Raw genomic sequence first — 2,741 nt, forward strand, 5'->3', positions numbered from 1 at the left:
AAGAAAAGCCCAGAGCCGGGCGATGGCCGGTCGGGGAAACGATTCCTGGAGTGTTCATTTTGAGTCGGATAAATACGTCATTTTTAAAGGAACAACTTACAACGCCTCTGATCCGGACAACGAGCAGACCAATTTATCCAGTTTAATTTTAATTATCTCAATCAGTTTGACCGGCGGCGGTTCAGATCTGATTTTTAATAAAATTTACGGCGACACGGATACTGATGGAAATATTACTGTCAGCGATAACACCTCCGATCAGACGAGAATCATAGATATTAATGAAGTGGGAAGGATAAACTATTGAAACAGGCAATAGGCACAAGGCAATAGGCACAAGGCGAGGCAATAGTGATCAGGCAATAGTTTGGCATAAGTGATTAGTCAATATATTCTCGCTGAAATTATCCTTTTGCCCGACCCTATTAAAAAAAATGTCGCCATAGGCGACACAATCCCTGTTGCCTTGTGCCTTGTGCCTGTTGCCCAATATATCTCTAAGGTAAATGCTATTACCCCTCAAAAATAAAATACAATCCGGACAAAGTCTGCTCGAGGTGATAGTCGCCACCGCCTTGTTCTCTTTGGTTTTTGCCAGCATTGTTGGTTTGTCGGTTGACGCTTTTTACAGCACTCAAGCCGGCCAGGAAAATACTGAAGCGGTTTTTTTGGCCAAAGAAGGTCTGGAGGCGGCTAAAAGCAATCGTGATAATCACTGGCTGAATTTGGTTAACGGCGATCATGGTTTGAAAAACAGTTCAGGTTTTTGGGAATTTGACGGGACAGCCGAAATAATCGGCGATTTTACCAGAAAAATAATTATTAGTGATGTTGAGCGGGATGTTTTTAACGATATAGTCGCCAGCGGCGGAACAGTTGATCCCCGGACTAAACAAGTTACGGCCGAAGTCAGCTGGACGACCTTGCTGGGCATCAGCCGGACAGTTAGCTTAACCGACTATTTGACTGACTGGAATGTTTTTGACTGGACGGAAACGACCGATACCGAATTTGGGGCGGGGACTTTGTCTGACACGGCCGTCGTCGGCGCCGGAGAGGACGCGTCGGTTCAGCTGGCTCTGGCAGCGGAAAAGGACTGGACTCTGGCCGAAGGGACTCTGATTACCCAGACGACTGACACTGATTTTGGCGGCGGGACTTTTCAGGACACGATTGTGGCTGGGACTGGAATACCGGCTTCAGTTACCGGCACCGGCGATCCGGAGTGGATTAAAATTTTCGCCGGTTCCAGCTTTTTTGAAACAACTGACACTGATTTTAATGACGGCATTTTTAATAACACGGTCGTGGCTGACACCGGCGATCTGGGAAACATTACTCTGGCGACCTCGCCCAGCTGGGTTAGCCAGCCGGCTTTGACCACCAACCATCTGAACGGCGTCGCCTGCGCCTCGTCCATTCTTTGTTTCGCGGTTGGCAACAGCGGAACTATTTTAAAATGGGACGGTGAAGTCTGGTCAATTTTCAGTTCGCCGACCATCAGAACTTTGAATGATGTCTGGATGTTATCCGCCACGGACGGCTGGGCGGTCGGCGCGGTTGGTGAGATCCTTCGCTGGAACGGCAGTTCCTGGAATATCACCACTTCACCGGTTAATCAGGCGATTCAGTCCATTCACTGCCGGACATCAAGCGACTGCTGGGCTGGCGGCACTAACGGAAATTTACTCCATTATGACGGGGCCAGCTGGAGTTTATTTACTGATACCGGTAATCAGACCTGGAACGATGTTTTCGCGGTGGCTGATCTTGATGTCTGGGCCGTCACCGGCAACGGAGTTATTTTTCATTATGATGGCATTAGCTGGAGTCAGTTTGTTGACACAGGCAATGAGACCTGGTTGTCAGTCTGGATGATTTCAGCCACTGACGGGTTTGTTACCGGCAACGGGGCTATCCGGCGGTTTGATGGCGTTTCCTGGAATGTTGTCAGTTCGCCGACCGCCAATAATTTAAATGAAGTGATGATGTCTTCTTCTTCCCTTGGCTGGGCTGTCGGCGCCGGCGGCGTGATTATTAAATGGAACGGGACCGCCTGGAGTCTGGATAGTTCTCCAACCTCAACTCAATTAAACTCATTATTTGTTGTTTCATCAAGCGAAGTTTATGCCGTTGGCAACAGCGGTACCCAGGCGGAATACGCCGATCATTTCGTGGCCAGCGGCACTTACAGTTCATCAGTCTTTGACGCCGGCGCCTCGGCTGACTGGGGGACGCTTCGTTGGCGGCTGGAACTGCCGGCTAATACGACTCTGACCGCGGCTGTCCGAACCGGCAATACGGCCGTACCCGACGGTTCCTGGTCGGCTTTTAGCGGTGAACTGTCCGATCCGCTTGGTTCGCCGATTTCCAACGCCGATTCCCGCTATATGCAGTACCGTCTGACTCTGACTACTTCTGATTTGCTGGTGGCGCCGCGGCTGGACAGCATTTCCATCACTTATAATGAACCGGCCGGCGGCACTTTTTTTGGCGTTAAGGTAACGGCCGCTAATGACGGCTGGTCAGTCGGCAATAACGGCGTACTGGCCCGGTTTGACGGCGACAACTGGTCAAGTTACGCTTCACCAACGACCGATCACTTATTGGACGTGGATTTTGCCGATACAGATAATATCTGGGCGATTGGCGACAAGGGCCGGATTATTTATTGGAACGGAACCTCCTGGGCGATTCAGACATCAGGAACGACCAGGACATTGCGGGCGGTGTCAGTAGTC

The 2,741-nt window shown here is 50.3% G+C and carries 2 protein-coding genes; both read left to right on the plus strand.

Annotated features, from left to right (window positions below; all coding sequences use genetic code 11):
* Positions 1 to 307 (plus strand): hypothetical protein (locus tag VGA08_01415; protein HEX9679252.1); only part of this gene is annotated, 307 nt, incomplete at its 5' end.
* Between the two features lie 199 nt (positions 308 to 506).
* Positions 507 to 2,741, plus strand: a 2,235-nt coding sequence (locus tag VGA08_01420; GenBank protein HEX9679253.1) for a hypothetical protein, incomplete at its 3' end; no start/stop codon positions are given.

This window comes from Candidatus Saccharimonadales bacterium (genome assembly GCA_036397795.1).
GTDB lineage: Bacteria > Patescibacteriota > Saccharimonadia > Saccharimonadales > DASWIF01 > DASWIF01.